This window comes from Alteromonas sp. KUL106 (assembly GCF_009811415.1).
Taxonomy (GTDB): domain Bacteria; phylum Pseudomonadota; class Gammaproteobacteria; order Enterobacterales; family Alteromonadaceae; genus Alteromonas.
In genome coordinates this window covers 1-16,216 of sequence record NZ_BLIG01000031.1, presented here as the reverse complement: position 1 = coordinate 16,216, position 16,216 = coordinate 1, and the positions used below count along the sequence as shown (strand labels likewise).

Here is a 16,216-nt window from a genome sequence, read left to right as displayed (position 1 = left end):
CGAAAAAGGCGCGGCAATATGGAAATAACGTGGAAATGTTGTGATGGATTGACTATTCATTGCTCAATGCGCTTACTTTGCCTTATCACCTCTGGTTAAAAGACGCAGCCATGAACTTACTCCGCTACATGACCAATATGCACGACGCAAATATGGCGCAAATGAGGCAGGCTTGAGGATTTTATGTCGAACTTGAGCAAACCGCTTTTTTCACAGGTATAGTGTGAACACATACACATTTTGAAATTGCGGATTAATGTATGCCAAAGACAATTGCATTAGTGGAAGACGATGCTGCCATTCGTGAAAACTATATTTTGGCGCTAAGAGCGCAAGGTTACAGTGTAAACGCTTACGAAGACAGGCCATCTGCTGCTGAGGCGTTTAACCATACACTGCCCGACTTGGCCATTATAGACATAGGTTTAAAAGATGAGATAGAGGGCGGGTTTATGCTGTGTCAGCAGTTAAGAGGGCTATCACAAACATTGCCTATTATCTTTTTTACTGCTCGTGATAACGATGTGGACACCATCAGCGGCCTTAGAATGGGCGCCGATGATTACCTCACTAAAGACATTAGTATGGCACACCTCTTAGCGCGCATTGCTGCATTATTTAGACGCACAGATTTACTTGCTGCGCCTGCTCAGCAAAAAGACGAGCTTAAAGTCGGTGATTTAAAAGTTGATGTGTCACGAATGACCGTTAGCTGGCAAAATCAAGCGGTATTGCTCACCGTGACGGAGTTTTGGATGCTGCACGCCCTCATCAAGCGCCCCGGTCACGTAAAGAGCCGTCAGCAGTTGATGGATGAGTCTCGCATGGTGGTAGACGACACCACTATCACTTCTCATATAAAACGCATGCGTAAAAAGTTTGTGCAGCTCGATCCAAACTTCGACCATATCGACACGGTTTACGGCATGGGTTACCGCTGGCAGCTTTAATTGGGCTGCGCCAAGGGTGCTTAACCCGCTAACCATAACGAGGGTAACCGACTAAAACCATGGGATTTCGCTTTTCTATTCGCCTTCAGCTTATGGTGCTGTCGCTATTCCTATTCACTATTCCCTACCTAGGTTATAACTACGTTTGGGAGCTTGAGCAGTACCTGCGAAACGGTCAAGAACAAACCATGATTGGTACAGCCCGCGCTGTGGCAACTGCGCTTCATGAGCGCCCCGCGCTGTTTGATAGTCAATCTGCTTACCTACAAGACGTGCGTCCAGGTACCGACCTGTATGCGCCCCCCATTCCGTCACCTATTCGCCTTGATGGCGAACTGAACGACTGGCAGCAAATCAGTGAACTCATAAGCGAGTATGGCAGCGGCGAGGTCATTGAGTATTACAATGGATACAATGGCGAACCAACGAGCTTGTCGTTTAAGCATATGGTAGGGCGCTATGGTCAATTTCTATATGCCATGTTCGAAGTGAGTGATGACGTATTGCTGTGGCGACAGCCCAACAGTTTAAGCGTAGAGACAGGTGATCACTTGCTGATAGGCATTGAAACGCCCCAAGGTGAACTCGCAAGATATGTCGTTGCGCCTTATGAAAGTGGCTGGGTCAATGCGTACAAACTATCGGACAACACCGCCACTGTAAGGGCGGTAGAAAACGCACTGTCTATTCAAGGACGATGGCAGGAAACCGCAACCGGTTACAATATCGAGCTTCGCTTTCCTTTATCGATGACCACCGGCGGGTTAGCATTTTCTATTGTTGATGTTGACGATGAATCGCGCCGTCTAAAACAGTATGCCCTGGGCACCGCAAACACTAAAGAACTCGGCGAATTAGGCACTGTTATTACGCCTTCACCGGAAATTGAGCGAATTTTAGCAGGCCTCAAATATGCTGACTCAAGAGTATGGGTCGTTGATAAACATAAACGTGTTCTGGCGCGTGCAGGCGATATTCAATCTGCAACTGGCATTAAGGTAGACGAAAAAGAAGCGCCTTCTAATTCAATGTGGCACTGGATAGAAAGTGAGTGGTTACTACCCCTTTATTATCAAATCCTAACGCGGCCGCCCTCAGATTTCATTGACGAACTTGACGATGCTTATGCACTAGCCGGGCAAGATTTAGGGACAGCCCTTAACGGACAACCGGAGTCACTATGGCGGTTATCTCCCGATAATAAAGCCATTATACTCTCTGCCGCCTACCCTATTTTTATTCAAGGTAACGTGATGGGTGCGGTTATTGTAGAGCAAACAACCAACGGCATTCGCACATTAAGAAACCGTGCATTAGAGCAGCTTTTTCACGTTATTTTGGCAGTGATGACCCTAGGCACATTAGGGCTCCTGCTCTTCGCTACGCGAATTTCCAACCGCATTCGCTTGCTGCGCGACAACACCGAAGCCGTCATTGATGACAATGGCAAAATCATCGGCACGTTGCCGGTGTCAAATCAACGAGATGAAATTGGCGATCTGTCTCGCTCATTTGCCGATGTACTGTCACGGTTACAGCAATACAACTCGTATTTGGAAAACATGGCGTCACGTCTGTCGCACGAACTTAGAACGCCTATCGCAGTAGTCAAATCGTCACTGGATATGCTGACTAATGTTGACGATGCCAGTCAACAAGCCGTATTTATAGAGCGGGCTCAATCTGGTGTTAACCGGTTAAGCAGTATTTTGAATAGCATGAGTGAAGCCACGCGCCTTGAACAAGCTATTGCGCAGGAAGACATGGCTAACTTCAATATTGTTGAAGTCATACAGGGGTGCGTTGAAGGCTACAGGCACGCCTATGCGCAGCGAAAATGGCGCTTTTCATCAACGGAACCTTCTATTCAAGTATATGGCTCTGCTGAGCTTGTCGCTCAACTTTTTGATAAGGTTGTTTCAAACGCCGTAGATTTTAGCCAAAGCAATGATGAAATTTTGATAGCGCTTGAGAAGAAAGATAAGCAGGTTGCCTTAAGCGTAAGTAATCCCGGGCCTCTTTTGCCAAAGGGCATGAAAAAACAGCTCACTCAATCAATGGTTTCGGTAAGAAAAGAGAATGATGTGCAAAGTACGGCTCACTCTCCCCATTTAGGGCTGGGCCTTTACATCGCCAACATGATTGCCACCTTCCACAAGGGGCATCTTTCACTAAATGACAGAGATGATGAAACGGGGGTCATCGTCACGATTTACTTTCCCTTATAGTAGCGCCTATTAATAAGCCTTTACCTCTTACTCCTTGTTAAAAAACGCCTACGAACACATCAGTAAATACTTAATTAAGCACTGCTTAAAACTCCCTTTAAAATTTACTAATGATAATAGTTATCATTTATATTTACATTATTAAGATAATTTCATAGACTCCGTCGTCCTTACACACACTCAAGGGAAGCAGAATGAAAAACACGAAATTAACCATGGGCGCACAAACCATTGCTGCAGCATTGGCATTTGGCAGTGGTGCCGTTATGGCACAGGAAGATGTAGAGAAATGCGAAGATGCAGCCTCTGCTGAATGTGCAGCCGTCACCGATGAAGCGATAGAGTTGATACGTATTCATGGAGTTCAACAGTCTATTTATCGCTATAACAAGTCAGGTGATCCTCGTCGACTGGCTGACCTAGTAGATACACCACAAACCATTAGTGTTCTTACACAAGACCAAATTCAAGAAAGCGGTAGAACAGACCTAAAAGACATCTTACAAGCGCAAGCAGGTGTAACGTTAGGTACGGGTGAGAATGGTAATGCTTTTGGTGACCGCTACATTATTCGTGGTCACGAAGCGCGTAGCGATGTGTTTGTGGATGGTCTTCGTGACCCTGGCATGACAACACGAGAGAGCTTTGCGACAGAACGGGTTGAAATTACCAAAGGTCCAAGTTCGACTTTCGCTGGACGCGGCTCTTCTGGTGGTGCAGTAAACTCCATTACTAAGAAAGCATCGACATCATATAACTTTGGTCGTGTAGATGCGGCGGTAGGTACCGATGAACACACCCGCTTAACAGTAGACTTAAACAAAACCCTTTCTGAAACCAGTGCAGTGCGCTTGAACGGCCTCTACTCATCAGAAGACAAGCCAGGGCGTGAAGGCATTGAGCGTGACCGTGAGGGTGTTCAGCTTTCCTACGTGAATCAGCCGACCGACCGTTTGTCATTTACTGGTGATATTTATTACTTAAATGCTGAAGACATTCCTGATTTGGGAAGCTATTACGACAGAGACGCGGGCTATCCACTCGAAGATATTCCGGTGTATGCGCAAGACGAAGACTTCCAGAACTCAGAAGTTACTACGTTTACGCTGCGTACTGAATACGACATTAGCGACAACGTTCGTTTCTACAATGCCACGCGTGTTGGCAAGACCGAAAATGAATACATTACCACCGGCATGAGTGGTACTAATCGCGATGAAACAGACCCTACGGCGCCAGGTGCCTACACGCTGTCACTAAGTAACCATCAAGGTTGGCAGGAAGTTGACTATGTAACCACACAGTTCAACCTATTTTGGGACACAAACTTTGCGGGCCTAGACCACCGTTTTGTATTTGGCTTTGAATATACAGATGAGTCGGTTGATAACGGCGTGTTCAATATGGACTACACTAACCCGTCGAACTGCCTAACTAGAGGACGTCGTGGCGTTTCTGAAAGCTATTGCTTACTTGATGGCAGTGGAAACGAAGTTGATAACATTAGTGGACTAATGGGCAAAGCTTTCACCCGTGGTGACGTAGACGCACTGTTCGATATTGAAACCTATTCAATGTATGTAATGGATACCTTTGAGCTCACCGAAAACTTGAACGTTTTTGCGGGCCTACGTGTAGATAGCTATGACTACAGCAATCAGACATCTAGCGATCTTTATGAGTTTTCAGATGAACTTTATAACGGTCACTTGGGCTTAGTTTACGATCTAACCGAGAACGGCAATATTTACGCCTCTTATAGTACAGCAACTAACATCAATGGTGGCGAATCTGATCTTGGTGCAAACTGTGGTTACGGTGGTATTTGCGGTACGCCAGAGCAGGCATCTCAAGCCGATCCGGAGCAGGTAGAAAACATTGAGCTAGGCACTAAATGGTCATTGTTTGACGAGAAATTAGTGGCCAACGCGGCACTTTTCCGCATTACCAAAAGTGATGTGCACGAAAGCGTTGGCGATGCCTATTCCACACTGGGTACACTAAACACCGGCGAAAACCGCGTAGAAGGTGTTGAGTTTGGTTTAAGCGGAGATGTTACTGATAAGCTAAGCATCCAAGCCTCTGCTGCATTTATGGATTCGGAAGTGCTTAAATCATACAGTGAAGATAACCTTGGTTTAGCGTTAAGTAATTTCGCTGATGAAAGCTTCTATATTCAAATGCGCTATCAGCCTAACGAAAAGTTTGCCTTTGGTGGAGACTACAGCTACCAGTCAGAAATGTACGGTGGTCAACCTGACACCGCCGCTGGCTATAGCGCTGAAACCGGTGAATATTCGATAGTCGTACCTGATTATCAAGTGGTTAACCTATTTGCTAACTACTACCACTCAGAGTCACTGACGTTCCGTGTTAACATTGGTAACGTATTTGATGAAGAATATTGGACGGCCGCCTACCGTTCTGGGGCCTTCATGTATATTGGTGATGGTCGCAACATTACAGGTACTGTTAGCTACGAATTTTAATGCTAGCACGACCTAGGCGGGCCACCGTCTAGGTCCTTCTGTATCGAAAACATCTCAAAAAGCGTTGAAAGAATGATTATTATTGATAATTTATTAACGAAGAGCGAAGTCGCTCAGTTTCGTCAGCAGCTGGCAAATGTTCCCTTTGTTGATGGCAAGAGTACGGCGATGGGTATGGCTGCCGGCGTTAAAAATAATGGTCAGGCAGATGCAAAAGACAAGCGTGTTCAACAGCTTGCAAACGCGCTGCTAAGTAAATTAGGTAATAATCCACAGGTTATCTCTGCCGCCCTACCCCAACGTATTTTCCCACCGTGTTTTAACCGCTACAGCGAATCACAGACCTATGGTTATCACGTAGATGCTGCCATCATGCGTATTCCAGATACCCCCGATGTTTTGCGCAGTGATATGTCAATGACCGTATTTCTTACTGATAAAGACGAGTACGAAGGCGGTGAACTCGTTATACAAACAGGTTTTGGCGAGCAAAGCATTAAGTGCAACGCAGGAAGCGCCATTCTCTATCCATCATCAAGTCTTCACAAAGTCACGCCTGTGACGAAAGGTGAGCGTATTGCCGCCATTACTTGGCTGCAAAGTATGGTGAGCGATCAACAAATACGTGAAACGCTTTACCAGCTAGACCAGAGTATTCAATCACTGGTAAATGCTGGCACAGCAGAGCGTGAACAGCTTGATGGGCTGCACCATGTCTATCATAATTTAGTGCGGAAATTTTCTCAGTTGTAAGCATGGTTTTCTACTCGTGCTATTTCGAGAAGTTCACAGAAGTTGAAATAAGTTAACCACTTTGAAGGTCCTATACTTTAGGTATAACGCAGTTGTATATTACTGGGTTTATTCTATGGTTAAAAAAGCCGCTTTCTTTTCACTAACGCTTACCGCTGTGGTACTTGAATGAAATACAAAACATATACTAGCGCACTTTTCTTTATTGCTTATTCAAGTATTGCATTAAGCCAAAATAATCCAACCGCAGTGTTCTCGATAACGCTTAATGATAGCGATAACAAACCCGTCAACGACGGCGTGTTTCTATTTGAGCCTCAGTTTGAGGTGAATGAGCATCAAATGCCTCAGCCTCAAGCCGTCGTCATGAACCAAATTGATAAGCAGTTCGTGCCTCACGTGCTTGTTGTGAAAGCGGGCACAGAAGTAACCTTCCCCAATGCCGACAACTTATTTCATCACGTCTATTCTTTTTCACCCACAAAGCAATTCGAATTAAAGCTTTATAAAGAGTTTACCGCAAAGCCCTTGCGCTTCGACACTCCGGGCGTTGTTGATATTGGCTGTAATATTCATGACTGGATGCTCGGGTACATTGTTGTTTCAGATTCTCCTTATTTTGGAAAAACTGACAGTGAGGGGAAATCTTTGATTTCACTTCCTCACGGTGAATACACCGTACGCTTTTGGCACCCGCAAGTGGAGGATGAAAAAGCGTTCCCATCCAAATCCATCTCTGTGAATGCGGATACTGAAGTAACATGGACGCTCAGTACCATCATGGTCAGTGAAGACGAGTTCGACGCTGGCTTTGGCGACTATTGATGCGAATTGCCTTATACGCATTAGCAAAACTACTGCTGACATTCTCGATACCTATCTATGCAGAAACCGATATTCTAGTGCGTGGCACGTGGGCGCTTCAGGAAAACACGCAAAGCTTTCAAGCGTTTGGCATAAACCACCAGCGGTTCGATGGTGATGGCTTACATCTCTCACAGGCAATTATTTCAACTGAGCAACGCTTGTCTAATGCTTGGACACTTTCTGGTGTATTAAACGCTTACCGTGATGGTGAAGAACGTCTTAACTTTTCTCAACTATACCTAAAGTATCGTCCGCTCATTGCCTCTTCGATAAAGCCTGAAGTAAAGGTCGGTGCATTTTACCCTGCCATCTCAGCTGAAAATACTGATTTTGGCTGGCTATCTCCTCACTTCCTGACAAACTCGGCCATAAACAGTTGGATAGGTGAAGAACTCAGAACCAGCGGCGTAGAGTTAAGCCTTAGACAAAATGGCAGACAAATGCGAAGCAACTGGTCATGGAAAATATTAGGCAGTTTATTTAAAGGTAACGACACTATCGGCACGCTTCTCTCTTGGCGCGGCTTTGCACTTCACGACAGGCAATCGCTTCACAACGATCGGATAAATTTTCTGCCTATACCCGGTGTTGTTGATGAAGATAAGCTAAATGCACCTGCATGGACCGAACCGTTTAGAGAAATAGATAATCGTTTTGGCTATTATTTTGGCGCCCATGTGGCGTATAACCGCAGTTCTGAAGTACGCTATTATTATTACGATAACAATGCCGATGCGAACATTGTTGATCCTGACCGCATCTATGCATGGCATACACGCTTTCATTCGTTAACATTGCGATATTTACCCCTTCCCGAGTTAACCCTGTTTTCACAGCTTCTCCAGGGCGATACCCTTATGGGAGAAAATGTGGTTGATAATGATTTCGCGAGTGCTTATTTTGCCGCAGCCTTAGATTTGCAAACGGTAGGACTTAAAGATTTAACGGCGGCTGTTCGAATAGATTGGTACCGTGTTACCGATAACGACAATAATGTGTACGACCCAAATGGTAGCAGAGGCAACGCCTATACGCTTAGCGTAAAATATGACGCAACCTCTCACGTCTCAGTAACCACAGAATGGCAATTAAATAAAGGGCATCAAGAAAACTTGCGCTTTTTCCAGAATAGCGAAAGTTATACTGAACACCTTTTCCAATTGGCGTTAACCGTATCACTTTGAGCGGGCAAGCCAGTTACCCTTTAGCGACTTCAATTAAATCAAACGTGGTTTCACTGTCACCTTTAACCATAACCTGACATTGCCCCCAACCTTGAGGAATATGCCAAACGTGTGCCTCAGCAACTGTAAACTTTTCTCGATGAGAGTCGCAGCGTACTTCAACGGTATCAAGTTCGCCCTGAATGTTATTAAATGCAAACTTGTTTCTTACCAGCGTGTGGAACCAATGTCCATCGCCCCCCATATTCGCGGGTACCAGTAGGTTATCCTCAGATGCAATAGCGGTTTCAATTTGACTAATGACAGCAGCAATCTCGCCGATTCGCGTTTCTTGCGCCTCCATTTCCTGAAGTGCGCGGTAAGACTTTAAAGCTTCAGCATAGATACCACGTTGAGCATCAAGAAGAATTTTTTTCTGAAGTACGTAAGCCACATAATCGTCATCAAACACGCTATTGTTAAATCGCTTTTGCCCGTTACTGGCAAGTAATCGAGCCAAACTTCGCGCTTCCCTTTCGATATCACCTTGTTCACTTGCAATCTGAGACTCCAAGCTAAGCAACCAGGCGTTTTCGTAACGATTTAGCGTATCCCAGCCCTTGAGTTCTTTGAGCGCTTCATCTGCCGCTTCAACGTCACCTGCTTTGAATATCTCGTCTACGTCTTTATACGCTTTAATAAATTTACGGGTGGCGCCCGTTTTTCCGCCAATGGCAAAGTCCATTTGAACAGCCTGATGGCATTGCTGAGTGGGTTCGCCATCTTTTATCGCTGGGTTGTACTGCCATTTCTTCACTGCTGATAGTGCACTTCGCTTGAAGGAAGGACTACCGAAGAAATCTTCAACGACTGGGTCTTTCACTCTGCCCTCTTCGTCAATAACATAGCTTAGCCTAACCCACCCCTCACGGCCTTTTTCTACGGCTATAAGTGGGTATCTTGGGTCTACGCGCTTCAAAGGAGTGGCGGGTGTAAATGCTGTTATTCGCTCCACTTCATTCGCTTTCGCTTCAGCTAACGCTTTTTCTTCAAGCTCATCACAAGGGATACTCAACTCTTGTGCCGCCACATCTACCGTAAAGCCCAAAGTAAATAGCGCAACCAAGGCGAGTGAGAGCCGGCTTCGCTTGACCGCGAGCCTATATATTGAAGCGTTCGAACTAATGATGTTGTTCCATTTCGTCTGTGTCATACCTATCATCCTTAATAATGGCCGAAATCTTGAGGTCCCCGCAGCAATTAGGGGCTGTGTACGTGTATTTATCGTTTAATAAGGCTATTGTTTCTTTGCTGAGTTTTCAAGCGACGCATCTGGCACATTTTTTATCATCATCTGCTCTTTGCGCTTTGTCATCATCTTGGCCAGCTTTCGCATGCTCACTGTTGTGTCTTTTTCGTCAATGATGTCAACGCCCAGTAAACGTTCAAGCAGATCCTCTAGGGTAAGCACCCCTTCCAAGCCGCCGTATTCATCCACCACCAGTAACATGTGCACATGCTTATTAATAAAGTGTTCAAACGTTACCGATAACGGCATGGTATTAAGCACGGTAACCATATCTTTCGCATATTCTGAAAGCGGTTTGTCTGTATTGCCCCTTGCTTGCGCCACCAGTAAGTCTGAGCGCATGACAAAGCCCGTGATATTTTCTGAGTCTTGATCATCAAATACCGGTATGCGGGAAAATTCAATATTGGCGTGTTTGTGAAAGAACGCCTCTACTGTCATTGTCTCACACACTTTGAAAAGTGCGGTTCGATGGGTTATTGCATCTTTCACTTTTAGCTCGTGCAGGCTCAATAAGCTCTGTAAAAACACCGCCTCATGACTTGCGAGTTGCCCCTCTTTGCCAGATAACTCTGCCATAGCGTGCAACTCGCTGCGACTTAAACCACGAAGGGGACTGTCTTCTTTAAACCCCTTGGTCATTAATTCTGACATTTTCACGAAGGGCATGAGGATTATTGATAGATACTTTAAAAAGTACGCGGTAATGGGCGCTAGTGCTCGCCAGTAAGTAGCGCCCAGTGTTTTGGGAATTATCTCCGAAAAGATTAGAATGAGTAGCGTTAACACCGCAGAAATAACGCCCAGATACGCATCACCAAACACTGCGGCAGCCTGTGCGCCTGCACCCGCGGCCCCCATGGTATGTGCTATCGTGTTCAGGGTCAAAATAGCGGATAGCGGTGTATTGATATAGTCGGTTTGTTTGCGAAGCAAAGCCCCACTCGGCTTACCCTCTTTTTCTAACACAGAGATGTAAGCAGATGAAACACTTAGAATCACAGCCTCAGCAATGGAGCATAAAAAAGAAAAGCCCAGTGCGATGAACACATACACAATAAGTAAAAACATGTAGTTATTCCAAGCGTCCTTGTAGGGTTAAACGCGTTTTATTTAAAAATTTGAGCGACCATTATGGATAATAGAACAGGATATACAAGCGCGCTGTTCACGACAACAACGTGCCAGTACTTCCCTACAAACGCGTAAAGAGAAAATCAGGAGCAGCACGCCGAGTGCTGCCTCTGGTTTTGACGATAGCTTTGCAGCTTTTTAACACCCAGTCTTAACATTAAGCCAGCTAGCAAAATTGCGCTGAGCGCATAAATCAATTGAACATTGGCGCCGTGCTCATGCACTTCACTCTGTGTTTTTATCATGGACGCTAATGAAAAAAACGAGACAAGATAATTGAGTGCATAGCCAAAACCAATGCTGGCAGATATCACGCTAAACAAATAGAGCGCTAACGTACGTGCTCCCATTTCTTGCTTAATCATTCCCATTGTCGATACGTTTGTCGCCGGCCCAGCCATTAAAAACACCAATACCGCACCTGGGGATAAGCCCGCGGCAAGAAAGCCGACGGCAAGGGGCGTAGACGCAGTAGCGCATATGTACATAGGAATACCAATCAGCGCCATCACAAGCATCGCGATAACACCATCACCCCATTGAGTAAGAAAATCTGTAGGAACCCAAGTTTTAATGGCGGCTGCCAACGCTAAGCCAATCAGTAGCCACACCACGATATCTTCAAGTAGTTGACCACTGGCATAAGCGAATACTTGTTTTACCTTAGAGGGCCGCGCTACCTTTGCTCTTGAAGTCGCACCTTCGTCGTCATGACTGTGTGATTTCTCACTGGCGCAGCAGGATGGCGTTATCTTTTGTTCTGGTACTGGTTGTGAAGCACAACAAGACGACCGAGGATGGTCAGACTGATGTAGCTGTTCGACCTTTGTGTCTTGTTGTGCAAAAAATCGAACCATCAAACCCGCATAGATTGCACTGAGGATCGCCGCTATGGGCCTCACAATCGCATAAAGCGGGCCTAACAACGCGTAAGACACAGACACACTGTCCACACCGGTTTCTGGCGTAGAGACGAGAAATGATATGGTGGAAGACTTAGACGCCCCACTGCGGCGCAAGCCGAGAGCGGCTGGAATGACCCCACAAGAACAAAGCGGTAATGGGGCGCCAATAATGGCGGCTTTACTAATTGAGCCCACAGATGAGCTGCCCATGTGCTTTTCTAAAAACGTCACAGGGACTAACTCGTGCATGATCCCTGCAACCAATAAGCCCAGCAGCAGCCAAGGCGCAGATTCCACGAAGAGCGCAACGAAATTTTGAGCTAGTAAAATAATATCTGACACACGGCCTCGCTCGTTATTTTGCTAAAAAATTGACTTCAAAGCGCAAATAACCGTCTTAAAAATCTTCATCATAATAACAGATGTGGAGTGTGACAGAAAATCGACAAAATTGATTGATATGATAGGAATGAAAAATGGCCAGTACAAATGTACTGGCCGAACGTTGACTGTCTCGTGAGTGTGCTTTTTAGACTACGAGGCCAACCATGAAAAACCAGGCTTACACTACTTAGGGCACGTTGATCTTTTCTGTGCACTTTTTCAACATCTTATACGCCCGAAGGGGTCGTCATGAAAGCATTTTACTCTTTGTCACAACCCTTTGACTTAGAACAACTATGCCTGCGGGGCTGTTTCGCGATTAAAATGCTTTTATATAGACCAAAATTCGTACACCAAAGGTCAACATGCCCTAGCTTTGTTGCTTTTCTTTTTTGAGTTTAGACACCACCGAGAACGCCTCCAACATGACGAGGACAGAGACGACCAACACAACAGCATCCAAGAAAACTAACAAGTAATTTCCTTCAACATAATATTCTTTTAGTTTTATAAGCCCTGCGAAAAAAGCCATGACTAACACGAAGACCATAGGAATGAGCGTGAACTTCGCTGGTCGGCCAAGCTTGATGAGCATGACAGAAATCACTAGCAATGTAAGGCTTGCTAAGATCTGATTGGTTGAGCCAAACAACGGCCAAATAATCATACCGCCACTTCCCGATGCACCACCCGCACCGAACGCCAATAATAGACAGCAACCGACCGCAACCAACGTGGCTACCAAACCGCTTTTCAACGCTTTAATGGAATAAATCTCGCCCCACTCTTGAATAATATAGCGCTGAAGACGTACACCTGAATCCATCGTGGTACCGGCGAATAAAACAACCATTACCGCAAGGATTGTAGATGAGAAGTCCACTGACAGCCCCCAACCTTGCTGGATGAGGTTCGCACCTCCTGTAATAAACGCACCAACACTACCTGCGCCCAAGTGACTATAAACTTCATGCCATTCCTCTGGCGAAGCAGCAAACGCTACACCACTTACCGCGACAATAGTAATAAGAGCCAATGATCCTTCCCCTACCGCGCCTAGATAGCCAACAAAACGCGCGTCGGTTTCTTTGTCTAGCTGCTTAGAACTTGTACCCGACGATACAATACCGTGAAAGCCCGACACTGCACCGCAAGCAATGGTTACGAATAACAATGGGATAAGACTTGGTGAATCTACCGCTGTCTGCGCATTAAAAGCAGGTGCTGTAATATCCGGCATAGCGAAGAATACCGCACCATAAAGCAAAAACAGCCCAACCAGTAATTGCATGCCGTTAATGAAGTCTCTAGGTTGTAATAGCATCCAAACGGGGAGAAGCGATGCGATAGCGGCATAAACAAACAGAATGATGATCCAGTTTGCTTTATCTGCAAGTCCAAACATGGTCTCTGGCAGACTGAGAGGAATATAACTTCCCGCATACACGGACGCATATAACACGATAATACCCACGATGCACAGCGGGATTAAGCTAAAGTTTCGTTTAAGCAACTGGCCGATAATAAGTGCTACCACTATTGCAGTCCATGCAGGGAAAACGGCATTTGGCTGAGAAACAAAAGAGTTGGCGATTACAACTCCGAATACAGCATTAACCATTAGTAAAACAAGGAAAATGACTATCATGAAAAGGGCGCGAGATCGTTTGCCAATGACACTCTCTGAAAGGGCGCCCATAGACTTACCTTTGTGACGCGCACTGGCCCACAACGCACCCATATCGTGAACACCCGCAAACAGGATAGTACCAAATACAACCCAAAGTACTGCTGGCACCCACCCCCAATATACAGCAATTGCAGGGCCAACAATGGGGGCAGCACCTGCTACTGAGGTGAAATGGTGTCCCCATAACACCACTTTATTCGTGGGAACAAAATCCACACCATCACGCATTGTGTGCGCAGGTGTTATAAAGCTATCATCCAACTTGAATATACGGTTCGCAATGAATTTAGAATATACGAACCAACCGAACAACATTCCGATGATGCCCAGTATTACGATGGCAATAGACTGCATGTTAAAATCCTACTGTCGTTGTTTTGTTTATATTTGCGGGTGCAAAGTGTAATTAAATCATTTGTTACCGCCGCATAGGCGCATTGTAAGACTAAAGTCTAATTAAGACACAATTATTTAACACTCTTCATACCACTTAAACGGCGTCTTTAGAAAGGCATAGACTGGATCGTCGAAATATTTTGTTTTTATCTGACTTTTCTGAGCGTTTCTCGCACGCAGACTTTAAATAAGTTTCATTCTCGTTTATAAATGCACTACTTTTAAACGGACAGATAAACACATGGCATCACCTAAACTTCACATGGCTTTTCGAAAATATCATCGCTGGTTGGGCTTTTTTCTTGCTGGCATTATGGGCGTCTATGCGCTGAGTGGTATTCTTCTGATATTTCGCCCCACTGATATCTTAAAATACGAGCAAACTGAAACTCGACAACTTGAAGCCAACCTTTCAGGCGTAAACCTACTGCCTCTTCTTAAAATAAAAGGGAGCAAAGTAACGAACGAAAATGCTGAAGCAGTCGAGCTCAACGTAGGCCACTATGATAAAAACACGGGCGAAGCGATCATTACCCGAAAAGACTATCCCCTTGTGCTCGCCAAAATGGTGAAACTACACAAGGCAACCAACAACAGCCCCCTTTTCTGGCTAAATATCAGTTTTGGAATAGGCCTGTTGTTTTTCGTTGTTTCCGCGTTCCTGATGTTTATCCCCAAGCTCCCCATTTATAAAAATGGACTTAAAATTGCCGGAGTCGGCGCTGTCGTTACGATATTGACCGTCATCTTCGGTTCGTAATTGAACGATGTAAAGGCGTTAGCGAACGCATATCACTTGATGTGCGTTATAGCTCGCTACAAGTTAGAGAGGAAAAAACCTTTCATCAATCTATAGGTGGTTTCTGATTCTGGCGTGCTGTAGAAAATCAAATATTCTGCATGAGATAGCCCTTCAAACAACTCTAATTGCGTCACGCCTCCACTATCCCTGATGGCGCGGTTAACCCTAACCGTGTCGCTCAAAAACATGTCTCGCGTACCGCTCACTAAATAGGTGGGAGGGAAGTGTTTAAATGAACCATAAATTGGGGATACAGATGGGTCAGACAGTATTTTCTTGCCCGCATATAAATGAGCTGCTGCTTTCAGTTGACCTTCATAGGTAACCAGCACATTGTCAATGTTTTCGTTGGTGTACAAGGTATCGCTCGTTTTAGTCAGGTCAGCCCACGGCGTTCCCGCATAAATGGCTGCCGGCAACGGCATATTGTGTTTGATAAGCGCCTGTACAAGTGAGAGCACTAGACCTCCTCCGGCGGACGTGCCTCCCACCAGTAAGTTCTGTGCACCCACTTTTTCTATCAATATATGATAAACAGAAGTAACGTCTTCGAGCGCAGCAGGCGAAGGAAATGCCGGGGGCATTCTATAATCAACGCTATACACTACTATTCCTAGCCGGTCTGCAACGAGCAACCCTTCTTCTATACTCGGTAACCCGCCGAACAGCACGAAGGCCCCGCCATGAATATCTATGTAGACTTTGTTTTTAAATTCAGGGCTAATCGCTTTAGGTGTGATACGCCTAACGACGACCTTATTCATCTTCAAAAGCTCAACGTCTACTTCGAGCTCTTTTTTCATTTTCTTTATTTTCTTTTTCTGTTCAGTATTTCTGGAATGAACGTAGTTTCGCCACTCTTCATCTGTTGTCGGCGTTGTCGCTATGACAACATCTTTTGTAGCGTTGGGAAAACTGGCAATACCCTTTACCAGGGCTTCACTCGCGGCTTTAGGTAACAAAGGGGTGGACGTTGTCATGTTAGATTCCGTGACCATAGCAGTAGTTGCAAGTAGATACATAAGAGTAGATTTCGTCTCATTTAGCATTCGCTCCTGTGGCAACGCATCATGAGAATTTATCCTGTTTTATCAGCATGGTGCGTAAAGGGAAAGACGGTTTCCATTATTTTTACGTCTTATTAGA

The 16,216-nt window shown here is 45.3% G+C and carries 12 protein-coding genes; 7 read left to right on the top strand and 5 right to left on the bottom strand.

From position 1 onward, the window contains the following. Positions 1 to 260 precede the first annotated feature (260 nt). The 6 genes from pdsR (at position 261) to GVO63_RS11585 (ending at position 8,471) form a co-directional block, all read left to right on the top strand. On the top strand, positions 261 to 950 hold the full coding sequence (pdsR, locus tag GVO63_RS11610) for a proteobacterial dedicated sortase system response regulator (RefSeq protein WP_159492874.1): 690 nt from the start codon (positions 261 to 263) through the stop codon (positions 948 to 950). 59 nt (positions 951 to 1,009) lie between these two features. Then, positions 1,010 to 3,178 (top strand): proteobacterial dedicated sortase system histidine kinase, encoded by a 2,169-nt coding sequence (gene pdsS / locus GVO63_RS11605; RefSeq protein WP_159580026.1) that lies wholly within the window; start codon positions 1,010 to 1,012, stop codon positions 3,176 to 3,178. 194 nt (positions 3,179 to 3,372) lie between these two features. Further along, complete coding sequence (locus GVO63_RS11600) at positions 3,373 to 5,667, top strand: TonB-dependent siderophore receptor (RefSeq protein WP_159580024.1); 2,295 nt, start codon at positions 3,373 to 3,375, stop codon at positions 5,665 to 5,667. Positions 5,668 to 5,739: 72 nt separating this feature from the next. Continuing rightward, entirely contained in the window at positions 5,740 to 6,420 is a 681-nt protein-coding gene (locus tag GVO63_RS11595) for a Fe2+-dependent dioxygenase (protein ID WP_159492871.1), read from the top strand. 168 nt (positions 6,421 to 6,588) lie between these two features. Beyond that, positions 6,589 to 7,245: a methylamine utilization protein gene (locus GVO63_RS11590; RefSeq protein ID WP_159580022.1), complete on the top strand. Its 657-nt coding sequence runs from the start codon at positions 6,589 to 6,591 to the stop codon at positions 7,243 to 7,245. Continuing rightward, the gene (locus GVO63_RS11585) at positions 7,245 to 8,471 is read left to right on the top strand and encodes an outer membrane beta-barrel protein (protein WP_159580020.1); all 1,227 of its coding nucleotides are present in this window, start codon (positions 7,245 to 7,247) and stop codon (positions 8,469 to 8,471) included. Before GVO63_RS11590 ends, GVO63_RS11585 begins: the two co-directional genes overlap by 1 nt. A gap of 13 nt (positions 8,472 to 8,484) precedes the next feature. On the opposite strand, the gene GVO63_RS11580 is transcribed toward GVO63_RS11585, so the two are convergent. From GVO63_RS11580 to GVO63_RS11565, 4 genes are all read right to left on the bottom strand, one after another. Continuing rightward, complete coding sequence (locus GVO63_RS11580; RefSeq protein WP_159580018.1) at positions 8,485 to 9,663, bottom strand: energy transducer TonB; 1,179 nt, start codon at positions 9,661 to 9,663, stop codon at positions 8,485 to 8,487. 84 nt (positions 9,664 to 9,747) lie between these two features. Beyond that, the gene (locus GVO63_RS11575) at positions 9,748 to 10,830 is read right to left on the bottom strand and encodes a CNNM domain-containing protein (RefSeq protein WP_159580016.1); all 1,083 of its coding nucleotides are present in this window, start codon (positions 10,828 to 10,830) and stop codon (positions 9,748 to 9,750) included. 146 nt (positions 10,831 to 10,976) lie between these two features. Then, a complete protein-coding gene (locus tag GVO63_RS11570; protein ID WP_159580014.1) occupies positions 10,977 to 12,140 on the bottom strand; it encodes an SO_0444 family Cu/Zn efflux transporter in 1,164 nt (387 codons plus the stop codon). A 412-nt stretch (positions 12,141 to 12,552) separates the two neighbouring features. Beyond that, complete coding sequence (locus tag GVO63_RS11565; RefSeq protein WP_159580012.1) at positions 12,553 to 14,226, bottom strand: carbon starvation protein A; 1,674 nt, start codon at positions 14,224 to 14,226, stop codon at positions 12,553 to 12,555. A 283-nt stretch (positions 14,227 to 14,509) separates the two neighbouring features. Between GVO63_RS11565 and GVO63_RS11560 the strand changes: the two genes are divergently transcribed. After that, complete coding sequence (locus tag GVO63_RS11560; protein ID WP_159580010.1) at positions 14,510 to 15,028, top strand: hypothetical protein; 519 nt, start codon at positions 14,510 to 14,512, stop codon at positions 15,026 to 15,028. Between the two features lie 56 nt (positions 15,029 to 15,084). Here GVO63_RS11560 and GVO63_RS11555 read toward each other — a convergent pair whose 3' ends face one another. After that, positions 15,085 to 16,050, bottom strand: a complete 966-nt coding sequence (locus GVO63_RS11555; RefSeq protein WP_201281908.1) for an alpha/beta hydrolase fold domain-containing protein — start codon at positions 16,048 to 16,050, stop codon at positions 15,085 to 15,087. Positions 16,051 to 16,216 lie beyond the last annotated feature (166 nt).

Coding starts and splice junctions, on each gene's coding strand:
- pdsR (WP_159492874.1), top strand. CDS start 261: ATGCCAAAGACAATTGCATTAGTGGAAGACGATGCTGCCATTCGTGAA.
- pdsS (WP_159580026.1), top strand. CDS start 1,010: ATGGGATTTCGCTTTTCTATTCGCCTTCAGCTTATGGTGCTGTCGCTA.
- GVO63_RS11600 (WP_159580024.1), top strand. CDS start 3,373: ATGAAAAACACGAAATTAACCATGGGCGCACAAACCATTGCTGCAGCA.
- GVO63_RS11595 (WP_159492871.1), top strand. CDS start 5,740: ATGATTATTATTGATAATTTATTAACGAAGAGCGAAGTCGCTCAGTTT.
- GVO63_RS11590 (WP_159580022.1), top strand. CDS start 6,589: ATGAAATACAAAACATATACTAGCGCACTTTTCTTTATTGCTTATTCA.
- GVO63_RS11585 (WP_159580020.1), top strand. CDS start 7,245: ATGCGAATTGCCTTATACGCATTAGCAAAACTACTGCTGACATTCTCG.
- GVO63_RS11580 (WP_159580018.1), bottom strand. CDS start 9,663: ATGACACAGACGAAATGGAACAACATCATTAGTTCGAACGCTTCAATA.
- GVO63_RS11575 (WP_159580016.1), bottom strand. CDS start 10,830: ATGTTTTTACTTATTGTGTATGTGTTCATCGCACTGGGCTTTTCTTTT.
- GVO63_RS11565 (WP_159580012.1), bottom strand. CDS start 14,226: ATGCAGTCTATTGCCATCGTAATACTGGGCATCATCGGAATGTTGTTC.
- GVO63_RS11560 (WP_159580010.1), top strand. CDS start 14,510: ATGGCATCACCTAAACTTCACATGGCTTTTCGAAAATATCATCGCTGG.
- GVO63_RS11555 (WP_201281908.1), bottom strand. CDS start 16,050: ATGACAACGTCCACCCCTTTGTTACCTAAAGCCGCGAGTGAAGCCCTG.